The organism is Parvibaculum sp. (assembly GCF_040882025.1).
Classification (GTDB): domain Bacteria; phylum Pseudomonadota; class Alphaproteobacteria; order Parvibaculales; family Parvibaculaceae; genus Parvibaculum.
Genome location: NZ_JBBECC010000155.1, coordinates 1 through 16654, shown reverse-complemented (window position 1 = coordinate 16654; position 16654 = coordinate 1). Strand labels below are relative to the sequence as shown.

Genomic DNA, 16654 nt, shown 5'->3' with positions numbered 1-16654 from the left:
CAAAGGGTCGTGCCCCGTCATGGATCAGGACCTTGGCCGGTTTTCGGTCAACCAGTGCCTCAAGCCCGGCCCGTACCGAAGCCTGCCGTGTGTCGCCGCCAGTGCAGGATGGCAGCAGCTTCGGCAACCCGGCTGCAGCCGCCTCGTAGTCGGCGCTGTCGTCCGGATGGATCACGGTCAGGATGCCGTCGATATCGGGATGCGTGGTGAAAGCAGCCAGGGTCCGGCGCAATACCGGTTCGCCGCCAAGTTGGCGGTATTGCTTCGGCGCGCCCCGTCCGGCGCGGCTGCCGCGCCCGGCCGCCACTATGAGAGCGACAACGTCCATGTCAGCTCGTTTCGCACCCTGAAGGGCCTTTCGCAAGCGGATTTGCTGACTGCCGATTTGCCTTGCCGAAACTAAGGGCGAGAGTTAAATTGGACAAAATTTGTGCAATCTCTTTGGGTGCCTAAAGTTTGACCATATCCATCGGCAGACATGTCTTGGCGAGCCCGGTCTTGCTGGCCCCCATGGCCGGCATTACCGATTTGCCGTTTCGCCGGGTGGCGCACAGGCTGGGTGCGGGTCTGGTTGTTTCGGAAATGGTCGCCAGTGACGCACTGGTTCGTGAGCGGCCGGATGTCGTGCGCCGGGCAGCAGGCGCCAGCGAAATCGAGCCTCTGGTGATCCAGCTGGCAGGCCGCGAAGCGCGCTGGATGGCTGAAGGCGCCAGGTTGGCCGTGGCGGCCGGCGCCGACATTGTCGATATCAACATGGGATGCCCGGCCAAGCAGGTGACAACCGGCCTGTCGGGTTCGGCCTTGATGCGCGACCTCGACCACGCCGAGAGCCTGATCGAGGCGGTCGTTGGTGCTGTCGCGGTGCCGGTGACGCTGAAAATGCGTACAGGCTGGGACGACGCCACGCGCAATGCGCCGGAGCTTGCGCGACGTGCCGAGGCCGCCGGCATCCACATGGTGACGGTACATGGCCGTACCCGCTGCCAGTTTTACAAGGGCAGGGCAGATTGGGACTTCATCGCCGAAGTCAAAAAATCCGTGTCGATACCGGTCGTTGCCAACGGCGACATAACGAGTGAGGAAGACGCTCGCGCGGTCCTCAATGCTTCAGGCGCAGACGGCGTAATGATTGGCCGCGGCGCACAGGGCCGGCCCTGGTTTCCCGCGCAGGTCGCTCACTACCTGAAAACAGGGAACAAGCTTCCGGCGCCATCATGGGATGAACAGCGCATCATCGTGACGGGCCACTATCGCGACATGCTTGACCACTATGGTGAGACGTTGGGCCTGCGCGTCGCCCGCAAACATCTCGTCTGGTACCTCCAGGAAGCGTCGCGCCGGTTCACAGAAGAAGCGCTGGCCGTCAGAGGTGCCATCGTGCGCATGAACGATCCCACCGATGTGCGGCGGTCACTCGACGCGTTTTACGAAGAAGCCGCCCGTTGTGAATCCGTTTCGGCTTCGAGGGAGGCTGCATGATGTCTCAGGCCGCACAATCTTTTTCTGCCGGTGCACCGCCCGAAGCAACGGTCATTCTCAAGTCGATTCCGCACCCTGTGATCCTTGTCGATCGCGAGAGCTGTATTGAGTACGTCAATGACAGCACCGAGGAATTCTTCGCAGCCAGCTCTGCCATGCTGGTCGGGCACCCGCTGAGCGATATTGTTGCCTTCGGCAGCCCTGTTCTATCGCTGATCGAACAGGTTTTCGAGCGCGGTGTTTCGGTCAACGAGTACGGCGTCGAGATCGGCACGCCGCGCATGGGCGACCGCCAGGTCGATATTCAGGTGACACCACTCGCAGAGTATCCGGGTCATGTGCTGCTGCTCCTGCAAGTTCGGACCATGGCACACAAGATGGACCGCCAGTTGACACATCGCGGTGCCGCCCGCTCAGTCACGGGTATGGCGGGGATTCTTGCTCATGAAATCAAGAACCCGCTTTCCGGCATCCGAGGTGCCGCGCAGTTGCTGGAACTTGCGGCTTCAACCGAAGACAAGACGTTGACCCGCCTGATTTGCGAAGAGACCGATCGCATCTGCAAGCTGGTCGATCGTATGGAGGTTTTCTCCGACGAGCGTCCGGTACCACGCGAACCGGTCAACATCCATCTGGTGCTGGGGCATGTGAAGCAACTCGCGGCAACCGGCTTCGCCAGGGGTATTCGTATTGCGGAAGAATACGATCCCTCGTTGCCACCGGTACTGGGCGACAAGGATCAATTGATCCAGGTATTTCTCAATCTGGTCAAGAATGCCGCCGAGGCGATCGGAAGACCTGAAGGCGAGATCGTCCTGACGACGGCTTATCGGCCCGGCGTCCGCCTCTCGATGCCGGGTAGCCGCGATCGTGTCAGCCTGCCGCTCGAGATCTGCGTGATCGACGACGGCCCCGGTGTATCGCTCGACATCATGGAACATCTCTTCGATCCATTCGTGACCACTAAATCTTCAGGCACGGGGCTCGGTCTTGCCCTCGTCGCCAAGATCATCGGCGATCATGGCGGGATTATTGAATGTGAGAGCCTGCCTCGCGGCACGGTTTTCCGTGTCTTGTTGCCCATGCATACCGGTACGACCGTGGCCGACGGCGAACGGTCGTACTGACAGGAGAATATAGATGCCAAGCGGAACCATTCTCCTTGCGGACGACGATGCGGCGATCCGCACTGTGCTCAACCAGGCGCTTGGCAGGGTCGGCTACGACGTCCGCTCCACGGGCAACGCGGCGACGCTCTGGCGTTGGGTCAGCCAGGGCGAAGGCGACCTCATCATCACCGATGTGGTGATGCCCGACGAAAACGCCTTCGACCTGATCCCGCGTATCAAACGCGTCCGGCCGGAACTTCCGATCGTGGTGATGAGCGCGCAAAACACCTTGAAGACGGCGATCACGGCAGCAGAACGCGGCGCCTACGAATACCTTCCCAAACCTTTCGACCTCAATGAATTGATCCGTGTTGTCGATCGCGCCTTGACCGCGCCGCGCGAGCCGGCCGTCGCGCGCCAGCAGCCGGAGGATGACGAGAAGATTCCGCTGATTGGGCGCTCACCGGCGATGCAGGATATCTACCGCGTGCTGGCGCGTCTTATGCAGACCGACCTCACCGTGATGATCTCGGGCGAGAGCGGTACCGGTAAAGAACTGGTCGCCCGTGCGCTGCACGACTACGGCCGCCGCCGCAATGGCCCCTTTGTTGCCGTCAACATGGCCGCCATCCCGCGTGAACTGATCGAGAGTGAACTCTTCGGTCATGAGAAGGGCGCATTTACAGGTGCCAGCCAACGCGCCACCGGTCGCTTCGAGCAGGCTGAAGGCGGCACGCTTTTTCTGGATGAAATCGGCGATATGCCGATGGAAGCACAAACTCGGCTTCTTCGTGTTTTGCAGCAGGGCGAATACACCACCGTGGGCGGCCGCACGCCGATAAAGACCGATGTCCGCATTGTCGCGGCTACCAATCGCGACTTGCGTCAGCTCATTAACCAAGGCTTGTTTCGTGAAGATTTGTTCTTCCGGCTGAACGTAGTACCGATCCGTCTTCCGCCGTTGCGCGAACGCTCGGAAGATATTCCGGATCTCATTCGTCACTTCCTGGGTCAGGCCGAGGACGAGGGACTTCCCCCAAAGACGATCGATGCCGACGGTATGGAGCTGCTGAAGCGCTATCGCTGGCCAGGCAATGTTCGCGAACTGGAAAATCTTGTTCGTCGTCTTGCCGCTCTCTACACCGAAGAAATTATCGGGGCGTCGATCCTTGAAACCGAGCTCGCAGAGCCTGATTTTGGGCGATCTGTCGAGCAACCCGCGATCGATGAGCCGCTAGGGGTGGCGGTTGAGCGGACACTTAGCCGTATCTTTGCAGCACATGGCGATGCTCTGCCGCCGCCGGGCCTCTATGACCGGCTGTTGCAGGAAGTGGAGCGGCCGCTTCTGGGCATGAGCCTCGCGGTTACGCGTGGCAATCAGATCAAGGCGGCTCATCTCCTGGGCATCAATCGCAATACGCTCCGGAAAAAAATCCGTGAACTTGATATTCAGGTCATACGCGGACTGAAATAGCGGCTACTTGGCCATATAACAGTGATGTAATCCGGCAACATTGTTGTTGAATGGTACCTCTTCCCGATACAGAATGTCGCCCTGCCGCAAGGGAGCGTGGCGGAATAGGCACATGACTCGACGCAGCGGGACGCAAACCCGCCGCTGGGTCGGTGCCGCGTGGGGGCCAAATGGCCCCGCGTTGAACCCCGCGCGGGAAGCAACATGGCGACGACGGACCGGATCGATAAATCGGCAAGCTGGGAAGGCCGATTTTGGCAGCTGATAGGCCGTCGAGGCTTTTCGGCCGGTGTATCCGTGGGACTGGTCGTCGCGGCGGTCTTGCTCGGCTCGTTCACCTACATGCTGTTAACGGGGCTGACTCCCTTTGCACCGACACGCATCACTCTGATTGTGCTGTTGCTGGGCAATCTCACGATTGTTCTCGTGCTCTTCGGACTGATTTCGTGGCGCGTCATCCGTCTGATAATGGCGCGCGTCAGCGGTACGACAGGCGCCAAGCTTCACGCCCGTCTCGTGACCATGTTTGCCATCGTTGCTGTGATGCCGGCCATTATTGTGGCCGCCTTTGCGGCGATGACGCTGAACCGCGGTCTCGATACCTGGTTCAGCGAACGCGTTCAGCTCATCATTTCCAATGCGGAAACGGTAGCCGAGGCCTATCTCAACGAGCACCACCACGTGCTGCGCGGCGACTCGCTCGCCATGGCTAACGACATCAATCGCAGTTCGTCGCTGATGACCACGAATCCCGGTCTTTTTTTCCAGCTGGTGTCGGACCAGATGCATCTGCGCGCGCTCAACGGCGCCTATCTGATCAATTCCGATGGCCGTATTTTGACGAAGGCGAGAGGGAGCGTTGAGCTCGGAATGCCGTCGGCGGAACTGTTCGAAGCGGCAAAAAAGGGCGATGCGGCGCTTTTCACGATCGAGGAATACAGTCAGGTCAGGGCACTGGTGACGATCCCGGCGCTTGAGGATACTTACCTCTACGTCGCACGTCTGGTTGATGCGCGGGTACTCGACCACCTGGCTGAAACACGGGCGGCGGTCGACGAATATGAAAGTCTTGAGAGCCGCCGTATACAGTTTCAAGTCACCTTTGCTCTGATCTATGTGATATTCGCGCTGATCATGCTGCTGGCGGCGATCTGGCTTGGGCTTTGGGCGGCGAACCGCATCGTCGATCCGATTTCCGAGCTTGTGCGTGCCGCCGAGCGTGTCAGCGCGGGCGACCTGCGCGCTCGCGTGAATGTCGGTGAAACCGGCGATGAACTTGATATGTTGACCAGCGCGTTCAATCGGATGACCGGTCAGCTTGAAAGTCAGCGCAACGACCTGGTTGCGGCGAACCATCAACTTGATGAGCGTCGTCAGTTCACCGAGGCGGTGCTGTCCGGCGTCAGCGCCGGTGTGCTGGGCCTCGATAATGAAGGCCACATCACTCATGCAAACAGAGCGGCCTCGCGCTTTTTCGGCCGGGCGGAGACCAGCATGGTCGGGCGCGATATCGCTATATCGGCGCCGGAGATGGCAGCCGTCGTCGCCGATGCCCGAGCGCACCCCGAACGCAGGGCACAGGCGCAGATCACGATTCCCCGCGAAGGTCAGGACCGCACGCTCAATCTGCGCATCACGCGCGAGGTAACGGATTCGGGGCAGGGTGGCTTCGTCTTGACGTTCGACGATATCACCGAGCTCGTGCGCGCTCAGCGCACGTCTGCCTGGGCCGACGTAGCCCGCCGCATCGCGCATGAAATCAAGAATCCGCTAACCCCGATCCAGCTGTCGGCCGAGCGTTTGCGCCGCAAATACGGTAAGGAAATAAAGTCTGATCCGGAGGTCTTCGAACAGTGCACGGCAACAATCATCCGTCAGGTTGCCGATATCGGCCGAATGGTCGACGAATTCTCGTCTTTTGCTCGCATGCCCGTTGCGGCAATGAAGCCGCTTGAGATCAACGAAGTTCTGCGCCAGGCCGTTTTCCTTCAGCGTGTCGGGCATCCGGATATCGAGTATCGGCTCGATCTGCCGCACGACCCTGTTGTTCTCGAGTGTGATGGACGCTTGGTCAGCCAGGCGTTGACCAATATTCTGAAAAATGCGGCAGAGGCGATCCGTGGCAGTGATGGAGAGGACGAAGGCAGCTCTCCAGCCGCGCCTGTGGGCGATACGCAGATCGGTCATATCCAGATTGCATTGGCAGTCGGCGACGACAAGGTTGAGATTGTGGTAACCGACTCAGGCTGTGGCCTTCCCGAAACCGATCGAATGCGTCTCACCGAACCTTATATGACGACGCGCGCCAAGGGCACTGGCCTTGGTCTCGCGATTGTCAACAAGGTGATGGAAGAACATGGCGGTGAATTGATTCTCGAAGACGCTCCACAAAGCGAAGGATGGGAAACCGGCGCTCGCGTGCGGTTGGTGTTCCCGCGTCGTCTTGGAGGGACGTTGGACGAGACCGGCGGCGCGGACAATCGCACCGCCAGAAAGGACGAAGTGAAAGAGGCTGCGAATGGCGTCTGATATTCTGATTGTCGACGACGAAGGCGACATCCGCGAACTTGTCGCGGGTATTCTGAACGACGAAGGCTACGATACCCGCAGCGCCGCGGACAGCGATCGTGCGTTGGCCGCCATTGAGGCGCGCCGTCCAGGCCTCGTTATCCTCGATATCTGGCTGCAGGGCAGCAAGCTTGACGGGCTTGAACTCCTCGACATCGTTCGAGAGCGCCATCCGGATTTGCCGGTTGTCATCATCAGCGGACATGGCAACATCGAAACGGCGGTGTCGGCGATCAAGAAGGGTGCCTACGATTTCATCGAAAAGCCCTTCAAGGCCGACCGGCTGATCTTGATCATCCGCCGCGCGCTTGAGGCTTTCCGTCTGCGCCGCGAGAACAGCGAATTGCGTGCTCGTGCGGGCGACGACACAACACTGATCGGTTTTTCCCCGGCGATGGCGCAGGTGCGTCAGACCATCGACAAGGTCGCGCCCACCGGTAGCCGCGTATTGATCACCGGCCCGTCCGGCTGTGGCAAGGAGGTTGTTGCGCGCCTCCTTCACGCGCGTTCCAGGCGCGCCGTCAACGCCTTCGTCGCCATCAATGCGGCCAACATGGCACCGGAGCGTATGGAGGTGGAGCTGTTCGGCACTGAGGAGAGCGCTGCTGGACCGCGCAAGGTGGGCGTCTTCGAGCAAGCGCATGGCGGCACGTTGTTTCTCGACGAAGTCGCGGAAATGCCGATTGAAACACAAAGCAAGATTCTGCGTGTGCTGGTTGATCAGACCTTCGAGCGCGTCGGCGGCGGACCAAAGGTCAAGGTCGATGTGCGCGTCGTTTCCTCGTCGAGCCGCGATCTGTTGGACGAAATCGCCAAGGGCCGGCTGCGTGAGGATCTTTATCATCGTCTGAATGTCGTGCCGATTGCCGTGCCACCTTTGTCCGCCCGGCGTGAGGATATTCCGTTGCTGGTCGAATACTTCATGGGTCAGATTTCGAACGCCACCGGACTTCCGCCGCGTCGTGTTTCGGAGGACGCTCTGGCCGCACTTCAGGCACACGACTGGCCGGGTAACGTCCGCCAGCTTCGCAACAACATCGAACGTCTGCTGATCCTGACTTCCGGAGACCCGAACGCGGTCGTTACGGCCGACATGCTGCCGGCCGAGGTCGGCGCCTCGGCGCAAATGACGGTCAATGGCGCCGGCGGCGAGCACATCATGGCGTTGCCCTTGCGTGAGGCGCGGGAGACCTTCGAGCGTGAATATCTGATGGCACAGATCAGCCGCTTCGGTGGCAACATTTCACGCACTGCCGCTTTCATTGGCATGGAGCGTTCGGCGTTGCACCGCAAGCTGAAATCTCTCGGTGTCGCGGCCGCCAACAGGCTCGACATACCGGCATGATGCTCCCGCAAACCGAGGCAAGGCCATGAAAGTCATTATTTGCGGCGCAGGTCAGGTCGGCTTCGGCATTGCGCGTCAACTCGCGGCCGAACAGAATGACGTGACGGTCATCGATCAATCGCCTCAACTCGTCCACCAGATATCGGATGCACTTGACGTTCGCGCGATTGTCGGCCACGGCGCGCATCCCGACGTTCTGGAACGCGCGGGCGCATCCTCTGCCGACATGCTGATTGCCGTCACGTTTCATGATGAAGTCAACATGATCGCCTGCCAGGTTGCTCATTCGGTATTTCAGCTGCCTACCAAGATCGCTCGTGTCCGCGCTCAGTCTTATCTGCAGCCAGGCTTCCAGGATCTGTTTTCGCAGGATCACCTGCCGATCGACGTCATCATTTCGCCCGAACTCGAGGTCGGCAAAGCCGTGCTGCGACGCCTAGCCATTCCGGGTGCACTCGATATCCTGAATTTTGCCGACGGCAAGGTCAGTGTTGTCGGTGTGTCGCTGGAGGAAGATTGCCCTATCGTCAACACGCCGCTGCGCCAGCTTACCGATCTCTTTCCGGACCTGCGTTCCCGCGTCGTCGGGATCGTGCGCGGCGGCGAACTGTTCGTGCCGCAAAGCGACGATCAGATGCTGGTTGGCGATGAGGCTTATTTCGCTGCCGATGTACGCGACGTACGCCGCACGCTTGGTATTTTCGGCCACGAGGAAAAGACCGCCCGCCGCGTTATCATTGTCGGCGCTGGAAATATCGGTCTCTATGTTGCGCGCGAGCTTGAGGAAAACCACCCGGGCGTTCGCGTCAAGGTGATCGAAAAGGAACGCGAACGAGCCATCCATGTTGCCGACAGGTTAAAGCGTACCATCGTCCTTCATGGTGACGGCCTTGATCCCGAGCTGCTGCAGGAAGCGGGTGTCGGCGAAACTGAAATCCTGGTGACATTGACCAACAGCGACCAGGCCAACATCCTCTCCTGCGTGGTTGCCAAGCGCGAAGGCTGTTCGCGCACCATGGCTCTTATCAACAACAATACCTATGCGCCGCTGATGCGCTCGCTCGGTATCGATGCCTTCATTGATCCGCGCGGCACGACCGTTTCGACGGTTCTGCAGCATGTGCGTCGCGGCCGCATCCGCGGTCTTCAGTCGGTGCATGACGGCGCGGCGGAGATCATCGAAGCGGAAGCGCTGGAAACCTCGCCCTTGGTCGGCAAACCCTTGCGAGAGGTCAATTTGCCTGACGGCATCCTGGTCGGTGCGGTTATCCGCGATGGTGAGGTCATCATTCCACGTGGCGGCACCGAAATTGAAGCGGGCGACCGCGTCGTCCTTTTTGCCCGCTCCGATCAGGTAAAAAAGGTTGAGCAGATGTTCCGCGTCAGCCTCGAATTCTTCTGAAGGTCACGCGCTTGTCCCGCATCGCTTATGTCAACGGCCGTTACCTGCGTCATGCCGAGGCGGCGGTCCATATCGAGGATCGCGGCTATCAGTTCTCCGACGGCGTCTATGAAGTCTGCGGTCTTCGGGGTGGCTTCTTCATGGACGAGGCGCTGCATCTGGAGCGGCTGGAGCGCTCGCTGAACGAGTTGCGTATCGCCATGCCGCGGCCTCTCGCCGCGCTACGCCATATTTTGCGCGAGGTCGTGCGGCTCAATCGCATCTCGGATGGCCTTGTCTACCTCCAGGTCACGCGCGGCGTCGCCCCCCGCGATCATCCCTTTCCCGCCTCGCAGGTTTCGCCCGCGCTGGTCGTCACCGCCAAACGTCTCAACGAGGCGCGCATTGCCGCAGCGGTGAAAAAGGGGGTCGCTGTGACGACTATGCCCGACATCCGCTGGGCCCGGCGCGACATCAAGTCGATCTCCCTGCTGCCCAATATTCTGGCCAAGCAGGCCGCTCGTGAGGCAGGGGCCTATGAGGCTTGGCTGGTCGACCCCGAAGGCTTCGTTACCGAGGGCTCGTCGACCAACGCCTGGATCGTGGATAAAGCTGGCCGTCTGGTCACACGGCCGGCGAGCCACGACATTCTGAACGGCATCACCCGGCGCGTCCTGCTTGAGGCAGCTAAAGTCGAAGGCATCGAAGTCGTCGAGCGGGCTTTCACACCCGATGAGGCAAGATCGGCCCGCGAAGCCTTCATAAGCGCCTCTTCGGCGATTATCATTCCGGTGGTCCGGATCGACGGCGCGCCCGTGGGAAACGCGGAGCCCGGATTGCTGACGCTTCGCTTGCGCGAAGCCTATGGGCGTGTCGGGCGCCTGACTTGAGCCCCGCAACCGCCCAAATCGGCGGAAATCGGGCCAAAATCGTATTGATTGCAGATGCGAAGGCTAATTTCGCACTTGCAGCATAATTGAAAACGCCCGACTGTATGCGTGAGAGCCGCAGCTCCGCGCCATCCTCTGGCCGGGTGCCAACAAAAAGCCGGTCCGCGCGGCGAAGGTCCGGCCCCATCAGACTGACAAATGGGGTTTACCCATGAACGAGAAGACCCATAACCTCCAGGACACTTTCCTGAACCACGTTCGCAAGAACAAGACGACCCTCACCATCTTTCTGGTCAACGGCGTCAAGCTTCAGGGTGTGGTTACCTGGTTCGACAACTTTTGTGTGTTGCTTCGTCGGGACGGCCATTCGCAGCTCGTGTATAAGCACGCGATATCCACCATCATGCCGGCCCAGCCCGTTCAGCTATTCGAGCCCGAAACGAACGGCGAGGAGGCCTGAAGAGAGCAAGATTGAACGACGAAACCGAGATCGGTCATAGCGGACGCAAGCGCGTCGAACGCGGTTCCGGCAACAAGCCGAAGGAACCGACGCGGGCCTTTGTACTGGTCCCCTGGTTGAAGTCTCGCCCGAAAGGCGAGGGGAAGGGCGTACGCTCTCCTGAATCGCGTCTCGATGAAGCGGTCGGTCTCGCTGCCGCCATCGCGCTTGACGTTGTCGGCAGCGCAGTCGTGCCGCTCGCCAATCCGAGACCCGCCACACTCTTCGGCGAGGGCAAGGTCGAGGAACTGAAAGGCCAGTTTGCCGAGCTTCGCATCGAACTGGTCGTCGTCGACGGGCCGCTCGGGCCTGGCCAGCAGCGCAATCTCGAAAAAGCGTGGAACCTGAAGGTGCTCGATCGCACCGGCCTCATTCTCGAAATCTTCGGCGAGCGCGCCGGCACCCGGGAAGGCACGCTCCAGGTCGAATTGGCGCATCTCAACTATCAGAAAACGCGTCTCGTGCGCAGTTGGACCCATCTCGAGCGCCAGCGCGGCGGCTTCGGCTTTCTCGGCGGCCCCGGCGAAACCCAGATCGAAGCCGACCGCCGCCTGATCCAGGAACGAATCGCCAAGCTGGAGCGCCAGCTCGAAACGGTGAAGCGTACCCGCGAACTCCATCGCAAGACGCGCCGCGAAGCGCCCTATCCGGTCGTCGCCCTTGTCGGCTACACCAATGCCGGCAAGTCGACGCTCTTCAATCGGCTGACCGAAGCCGGCGTCTTCGCCGAGAATCTTCTTTTCGCGACCCTCGATCCGACCATGCGGGCGCTGCTTCTGCCGAGTGGCCGCAAGATCATCCTGTCCGATACGGTCGGCTTTATCTCCGACCTGCCGACACATCTGGTTGCCGCCTTCCGCGCCACGCTCGAAGAGGTGCTGGAAGCCGAAGTGATCCTCCACGTCCGCGACGCGGCGCATGAGGAAACCGCACTCCAGAAAAAGGACGTCGAGAAGGTCCTCGCCTCGCTCGGCGTGACCAAGGAAACGGCCGAGGCCGGCGGCCAGCATATCGTCGACGTGTTGAACAAGATCGACCTGCTTGACGAGGAGGGCGCGGCCGCGCTCAACACCGCCTCGCGCGAACCGCTTTCGGTCGCCGTCTCGGCGCTGACGGGGCAGGGCGTCGGCGAACTCCTGCAGCTGATCGACAGCCTGATCGTCGACGACGAACGCCGCGTGACCTTCGACATGCCGGCGGGCGAGGGCGAGGCGATGGCCTGGCTCCACGCCAACGCCCATGTCCGCAAGCGCGAGGACCGGGACGACGGTAGCGTCCATCTCGAAATCGGCATGACGCCGATGGTGACCGGGCGTTTCGAGAAACGCTTTCCCGAGCTGGCGCGCCGTCTCGGCAAAGCCGCGATCGCCGAAATCGAGGCGGCCGAGTAACGGATTAAAAATGCCAACACTCACGGAAAATGTTGCCGCGCTGATGCGGGAGGTTGCCGCGCGCGAAATCATGCCGCGTTTCCGCGCGCTGGCGGAAGGCGATGTCGAGGAGAAATCGAAGGGCGATCTGGTGACGATCGCCGACCGCGCCTCGGAAATTTGGCTGACGCCGCGGCTTGAAGCGCTTGTCGCGGGATCGCATGTGCTGGGTGAGGAAGCCGCCGCCGCCGATCCAGCGTTGCTTGAACGCCTCTCGGACGACAAGGCGCTCTGGACGGTCGATCCGGTTGACGGCACCGGCAATTTTGTCGCCGGCCGCGAAACCTTCGGCGTCATGATCGCCCTGGTCGAAAAGGGCATGACGACCCATGCCTGGATCTATCTTCCGGTGACGGACGAAATCGCAATCGCCGAACGCGGCGCCGGCGCTTTCTGGACGTCCGAAGGCATGGCAACGCGTCTTCTCTCGGGTCGCGCGGCGCCCGCGATCACCGACCAGTCGGCAAGCTTCTATGTCCGCTTCATGCCGGACGATTGGAAAGGGCCGATCGAACGGCATGCGAGCGGCATCGGCCGCAAGGAGTCCACTCTCTGCTCGGCCGTCGACTACACATCCGTCGCACGCGGCCGCCACGATTTCGTCACCTATTATCGCATGCTGCCCTGGGACCACGCGCCGGGAACGTTGATCCTGTGCGAAGCGGGCGGTGTCGTTCGCGACATCGAAACCGGCCTCGACTACACGCCCCGCATATTGAAGGGACCGCACCTCATCGCTCGCGACGAGGAAAGCTGGCAGCGCACCGCCGAAAGTATTCGCGCATTGCGGGCGCACCTTTAGTCGCCGCGTTCCTCGCGCTTCGCCTCGTCCCACATAGCGTCCATTTCCTCGAGCGTCGATTGCTCGGGCGTCCGGCCAAACGCCGCGAGCTTTTCCTCGATCCGCCCGAAGCGGCGGCGGAACTTCGCATTGGCGTGCCGGAGCGCCGCTTCCGGATCGATCTTCAGATGCCGGGCAAGGTTTGCATAAACGAACAGCAGGTCGCCCATCTCGTCTTCCAGCCGGTCGGCATCGCCGCCCTTGGCGATCTCCTCCGAAAGCTCCAGCATCTCCTCGTTGAGCTTCTCGATCACCATCCGCGTTTCCGGCCAGTCGAAGCCGACGCGCGCAGCGCGGTTCTGGAGTTTGACTGCGCGCGAAAGCGCGGGCAGGGCGAGCGGCACATCGTCGAGGAGGCTTGCGGGTCGGATGCCCTTCGCGGCGCGTTCCTCGGCCTTGATCTCTTCCCAGCGCCCTTTGACGGCGCCGGCCTCGCGCTGCATCTCGTTGCCGAACACATGCGGGTGCCGCCGGATCATTTTTTCGCAGATCGCGCGCACGACATCGGAAAATTCGAACGCCCCATCTTCCTTCGCCATCTGCGCGTGGAACACCACCTGCAGCAACAGGTCGCCGAGCTCGTCCCTGAGTTCGTCCATGTCGCCATGTTCGATCGCCTCGGCCACCTCATAGGCTTCCTCGATTGTGTAGGGCGCGATGGAGGCGAAATCCTGTTCGAGGTCCCACGGACATCCGCCTTGGCGATCGCGAAGCCGCGCCATGATCTCCAGAAGCGCCTCGATTCTGCCCGTGTCGTCCGGCATTGCGTTCTCCGCTATTCCGCCGGCTGGTCGGCAATGCCGCCCGCCGAGCCGACCTGAACAACGGCCGCCGCCGCATCGCCCGCATCGTGGCTTGCATGCTTGCCGTCGCGCGCTTCGATCCGCTGGCGAAGATCGAGCTGCGCCTTGCGGTCGAGCGGAAAGCGCCACATCACGATCGCCGCCGCGAACATGACGATGGCGGGCAGGGTGACATACATTGCCATGAAGAGATTGAGCGTCTCGGCCGTGTTTGTTCCGCCGGGCGTGAACTGGATGAGGTCGAGCAGCGGATAGGTAATGCCGACGGCGAGTGCCGCGCCCACTTTCGCCGTCATGCTCAGCAGCGAATAATAGAGTCCTGTGCGGCGCTGACCCGTCTCCAGGTAATCCGTATCGATCACATCCGCCATGATCGAGCGCAGCAGGAAGGAACCCGCGCCATAGGCGACGCCGTAGAGCGAATTGCCGATAAAGAGCCACCAGAATTCGCCACGCGGGAAGAAGATGACGAGCGGCAGCGTCACCGCGCCATAAACCATGGCGATAGCGAGCGTCTTGTGCTTGCCCGCCATGTGGCTGAGCCGGATCCATCCCGGAATGCCGACAAAGCCCGCGATGAAATAGACGAGCAGCAGCAGGCTCGCATATTTCGGCAGGTCCATCACATAGGAGGCGAAGAAGATGTAGAGCGATCCCGTGATCGCCGGCGCGATGTTCACGAGCAGGTCGGCGGCGAGCACGCGCTGCAACAGCCGATTCCGCGCGATGATGCCCCAGGCGCGTCTCCACGGGATATGCTGGTGCGGTGCGCCTGGAAACTCGGGCGCGAGCCAGACCGCAAGACCGATCGTAATCGGCAGCAGGATGATGATGAACCAGCCCATCGCCGCGACCTTCTCAGGGCCGCCGGCGCCCGCTTCCGACACGTTCTCGATGATCGCGGGGAGGGCCAGAACGGTGAACATGCCGAAGATGAGCAGGAACTCCCGCACGCCCTGGATGGTCGATCGCTCGTCGTAATCGGCCGACAGTTCCGCGCCCCACGACATGTGCGAAATGGTGATCAGCGTCCAGCCGATATAGAGAAAGAACATCCAGCCCGCGAGATAGACCCAGGTCACCGGCGGGCTCGGCATGAACAGCATGTAGGCGGAAATGACGAGCATCGGCGCCGAGATCACGATCCAGTGCCGGCGGCGGCCCCAGCGGCTTGGAAACCGGTCCGACACCATGCCGAGCACGGGATCCGTGAACACGTCCCAGAAGCGCGCCATCATGAACACCGTGCCGACCACGGTGAGGCTCAGCCCCATGTCGTGACCGTAAAATGGTGGCAGGTAGACGACGATCGGCAAGCCGAGCGCTGAAATTGGAATTGAAGGCAGCCCGAAGGCGCCGATCTGCAGACGTGTGACTTGCCTCTTGCTCACGCGTTCCCCCGTTGTTTCGGTATCCGGCTGGCCGGCGCCCCGCGAGCGCCGTCCGGCGCCTCGGGAGCTCTTTATTGATTATTTGTCAGTGGCGCTAAGGAAACCGATTGCGCGCGCCTTGTCCATCGTCTTCGTCGCGCCGCGGACCGGATTTCGTCACGCGAAATTCTCGTCCGCGACGAAGGGGTTGGTCCGCCGTTCGGCGCCGAAGGTCGAAAGCGGCCCGTGGCCGGGCACGAATGTCACGTCGTCGCCAAGAGGCCACAGCCGCTCGCGGATCGATTGCACCAGCGCGCCATGATTGCCGCGCGGCAGGTCGGTGCGGCCGATCGAGCCCTGGAACAGCACATCGCCGACAAGGGCGAGCCGCGACGGCGCGTGGAAGAAGATCACATGGCCGGGCGTGTGGCCGGGGCAATGGCGCACCTCGAAGGTCAGGCCGGCGACCTCCACCGTGTCGCCGTTTTCGAGCCAGCGGTCGGGCAGAAACGCGCCGACCGGTGGAAAGCCGTATTGCGCCGCCTGCCGCGGCAGCGCCTCGATCAGAAAGAGATCGTCCTTGTGCGGGCCCTCGATCGGCACGCCGAGTTCGCGCGCCAGATCGCCGGCCGCCGAGGCGTGATCGAGATGCCCATGCGTCAGCAGAATTTTCTCGATTGTGACGCCGGCCTCGGCCGCTGCCGCCTTGATGCGTTCGAGATCGCCGCCCGGATCGCTGACGGCGCCGCGCATGTTCTCGTCGTTCCAGATCAGCGTGCAGTTCTGTTGGAACGGCGTCACGGGAAGAATGGCGGCCTTGAGACTCATGGGACGAACTCTCGGAATGTGAATGGCATTTGGCCGCAAGGTAGGGGCCGCGCGGTGGCTTGTCCAACCCGCGGCGGGCCGGTTTTCGCCCCATTCGCGCCATATCCATTTCGCCGATAATATATATTATGACTAAAAATACTATCAAATCAATCTCAAGCCCGGCCCGGGCTTCCTCATGTAAATAGCCGTAACCTCTCGGAGTTTCTTTACGGAACGAACAATATCCGTAGCGTTGTCATGGTATTGGCGATGATAGTAACGGTCTTTTATCGGCACATATTCTGAACACATAAAAGGTATTTCTGTGAATTGATTGACTCCGCCCCCCGATGCTCTCAAATGCACCCCTCAGGCTGCTTGGGGGAGCAAAAAACGGAAGGTTCCTACCATGACCCAGTTCAGGAAGATTCTTCTCGCCGGCACGGCCGGCTTCGCGCTGATGACGGCGCCTGTACTCGCTGCGGAAATCGGTGTCGGCGTCGGTGCCGGCGCTGAAGTCGGTACGCCCGCCGGCGGCATATCCGCCGGCGCCAAGGGCGGCGCCTCCGGTTCGGGCTCCACGTCCGGTGCGCCGGATGTGCTCGGCACGGCCAAGGGCGCCGTGGATTCCGGCCAGGATGCCGCGTCCGATACC

Annotated in this window: 14 protein-coding genes and 1 pseudogene; 11 read left to right on the top strand and 4 right to left on the bottom strand. The window is 61.4% G+C overall.

The genetic code is table 11. The annotated features are described in order from the left end of the window. Window positions 1-328, bottom strand: a 328-nt coding sequence (locus tag WEB61_RS11345; RefSeq protein WP_368064444.1) for a 2-C-methyl-D-erythritol 4-phosphate cytidylyltransferase, incomplete at its 3' end; no start/stop codon positions are given. A 128-nt stretch (window positions 329-456) separates the two neighbouring features. On the opposite strand from WEB61_RS11345, the gene dusB reads away from it, so the two are divergent. The 10 genes from dusB to WEB61_RS11295 all read left to right on the top strand — a co-directional run bounded on the left by dusB (window position 457) and on the right by WEB61_RS11295 (window position 12977). Further along, a complete protein-coding gene (gene dusB, locus WEB61_RS11340; protein WP_368064443.1) occupies window positions 457-1479 on the top strand; it encodes a tRNA dihydrouridine synthase DusB in 1023 nt (340 codons plus the stop codon). Further along, entirely contained in the window at window positions 1479-2606 is a 1128-nt protein-coding gene (locus WEB61_RS11335; protein ID WP_368064446.1) for a nitrogen regulation protein NR(II), read from the top strand. The genes dusB and WEB61_RS11335 overlap by 1 nt, the downstream gene beginning before the upstream one ends. A 13-nt stretch (window positions 2607-2619) precedes the next feature. Further along, window positions 2620-4062 (top strand): nitrogen regulation protein NR(I), encoded by a 1443-nt coding sequence (gene ntrC, locus WEB61_RS11330; protein ID WP_368064442.1) that lies wholly within the window; start codon window positions 2620-2622, stop codon window positions 4060-4062. 204 nt (window positions 4063-4266) lie between these two features. Next, window positions 4267-6591 carry an ATP-binding protein gene (locus WEB61_RS11325; protein ID WP_368064441.1) on the top strand — a complete coding sequence of 775 codons (2325 nt, stop codon included), beginning with the start codon at window positions 4267-4269 and terminating at the stop codon, window positions 6589-6591. Further along, complete coding sequence (locus WEB61_RS11320) at window positions 6581-7975, top strand: sigma-54-dependent transcriptional regulator (protein ID WP_368064440.1); 1395 nt, start codon at window positions 6581-6583, stop codon at window positions 7973-7975. Before WEB61_RS11325 ends, WEB61_RS11320 begins: the two co-directional genes overlap by 11 nt. 25 nt (window positions 7976-8000) lie before the next feature. Then, window positions 8001-9377, top strand: a complete 1377-nt coding sequence (trkA, locus tag WEB61_RS11315; RefSeq protein ID WP_368064439.1) for a Trk system potassium transporter TrkA — start codon at window positions 8001-8003, stop codon at window positions 9375-9377. An 11-nt stretch (window positions 9378-9388) separates the two neighbouring features. Continuing rightward, the gene (locus tag WEB61_RS11310) at window positions 9389-10246 is read left to right on the top strand and encodes a D-amino-acid transaminase (RefSeq protein ID WP_368064438.1); all 858 of its coding nucleotides are present in this window, start codon (window positions 9389-9391) and stop codon (window positions 10244-10246) included. Window positions 10247-10457: 211 nt separating this feature from the next. After that, window positions 10458-10706 carry an RNA chaperone Hfq gene (gene hfq, locus WEB61_RS11305; RefSeq protein WP_293510532.1) on the top strand — a complete coding sequence of 83 codons (249 nt, stop codon included), beginning with the start codon at window positions 10458-10460 and terminating at the stop codon, window positions 10704-10706. A 104-nt stretch (window positions 10707-10810) separates the two neighbouring features. Next, window positions 10811-12136, top strand: coding sequence for a GTPase HflX (hflX, locus tag WEB61_RS11300; RefSeq protein WP_368064445.1), 1326 nt, complete (start codon window positions 10811-10813; stop codon window positions 12134-12136). 10 nt (window positions 12137-12146) lie between these two features. Continuing rightward, window positions 12147-12977, top strand: a complete 831-nt coding sequence (locus tag WEB61_RS11295) for an inositol monophosphatase (RefSeq protein ID WP_368064437.1) — start codon at window positions 12147-12149, stop codon at window positions 12975-12977. Here the strand turns inward: WEB61_RS11295 and mazG are convergent. From mazG to WEB61_RS11280, 3 genes are all read right to left on the bottom strand, one after another. After that, entirely contained in the window at window positions 12974-13780 is an 807-nt protein-coding gene (mazG, locus tag WEB61_RS11290) for a nucleoside triphosphate pyrophosphohydrolase (RefSeq protein WP_368064436.1), read from the bottom strand. The genes WEB61_RS11295 and mazG overlap by 4 nt on opposite strands. An 11-nt stretch (window positions 13781-13791) precedes the next feature. Then, a complete protein-coding gene (locus WEB61_RS11285; protein ID WP_368064435.1) occupies window positions 13792-15210 on the bottom strand; it encodes an MFS transporter in 1419 nt (472 codons plus the stop codon). A 156-nt stretch (window positions 15211-15366) separates the two neighbouring features. Next, entirely contained in the window at window positions 15367-16017 is a 651-nt protein-coding gene (locus WEB61_RS11280; protein ID WP_368064434.1) for an MBL fold metallo-hydrolase, read from the bottom strand. Window positions 16018-16408: 391 nt separating this feature from the next. Between WEB61_RS11280 and WEB61_RS11275 the strand changes: the two are divergent. Then, window positions 16409-16654, top strand: a pseudogene (locus tag WEB61_RS11275) (hypothetical protein); the annotation flags it as partial.

What these genes read in the sequence shown, in the direction of transcription:
- WEB61_RS11335 (WP_368064446.1), top strand. Translation starts at nt 1,479, where the DNA reads ATGTCTCAGGCCGCACAATCTTTTTCTGCCGGTGCACCGCCCGAAGCA.
- ntrC (WP_368064442.1), top strand. Translation starts at nt 2,620, where the DNA reads ATGCCAAGCGGAACCATTCTCCTTGCGGACGACGATGCGGCGATCCGC.
- WEB61_RS11325 (WP_368064441.1), top strand. Translation starts at nt 4,267, where the DNA reads ATGGCGACGACGGACCGGATCGATAAATCGGCAAGCTGGGAAGGCCGA.
- WEB61_RS11320 (WP_368064440.1), top strand. Translation starts at nt 6,581, where the DNA reads ATGGCGTCTGATATTCTGATTGTCGACGACGAAGGCGACATCCGCGAA.
- trkA (WP_368064439.1), top strand. Translation starts at nt 8,001, where the DNA reads ATGAAAGTCATTATTTGCGGCGCAGGTCAGGTCGGCTTCGGCATTGCG.
- hfq (WP_293510532.1), top strand. Translation starts at nt 10,458, where the DNA reads ATGAACGAGAAGACCCATAACCTCCAGGACACTTTCCTGAACCACGTT.
- WEB61_RS11295 (WP_368064437.1), top strand. Translation starts at nt 12,147, where the DNA reads ATGCCAACACTCACGGAAAATGTTGCCGCGCTGATGCGGGAGGTTGCC.
- mazG (WP_368064436.1), bottom strand. Translation starts at nt 13,780, where the DNA reads ATGCCGGACGACACGGGCAGAATCGAGGCGCTTCTGGAGATCATGGCG.
- WEB61_RS11280 (WP_368064434.1), bottom strand. Translation starts at nt 16,017, where the DNA reads ATGAGTCTCAAGGCCGCCATTCTTCCCGTGACGCCGTTCCAACAGAAC.